The following is a 482-nucleotide window of genomic DNA, read 5'->3' as shown; positions in this document are numbered from 1 at the left end:
GCGCCACCACCTCGGGCAGCAGGCGCGCCAGGGCGTCGTGATCGGCCTGCTGGCGCGCCAGGGAGGGCAACCACCCGCTCAGGGAGACGAAACCCGCCAGCTGCCCCTGCGCCCTGGCACTGGCCAGGGCCGGGGTCAGGGCTTCGAGCCGTTGCAGCGCCGTCTCCCCATCCGGTCCCGTCACCAGAAAGCCCGCCATGCCTCCCTGCTGGCCGGTGAGGTGCTGTACCTGCCGCTCCTGGGCCTGTAGCAGGGTGGGCAGGGGTTGCAGGCGGGCGATATCATCGTCCACCCGCAGCTGGCTGAGCCCCCAGACCACCAGCAGCAGGCAGAGCAGGGGCAGGCCGGTGCGCAGCCAGCGCCGCTCGCGCCAGAGGGCGAGCCAGGCTTCCAGCCACGTCACGACCCTGGGGGTGCCCAAGGGCAGAGGCCCCAGCCAGAGCGGGAACAGGCAGAGCACTGTCAGCAGGGCGGCCAGCAGG

At 72.8% G+C, this 482-nt stretch carries 1 pseudogene; it reads right to left on the bottom strand.

Annotated elements, in window-relative coordinates:
* A pseudogene (locus BN1119_RS20655) lies at positions 1-482 on the bottom strand (MMPL family transporter); the annotation flags it as partial.

Source organism: Aeromonas bivalvium, from assembly GCF_000819765.1.
In the GTDB taxonomy this organism is placed as follows: Bacteria; Pseudomonadota; Gammaproteobacteria; order Enterobacterales; family Aeromonadaceae; genus Aeromonas; species Aeromonas bivalvium.
Note: the sequence above shows the minus strand (reverse complement) of the source record. Positions and strands in the feature narration are given on the sequence as shown.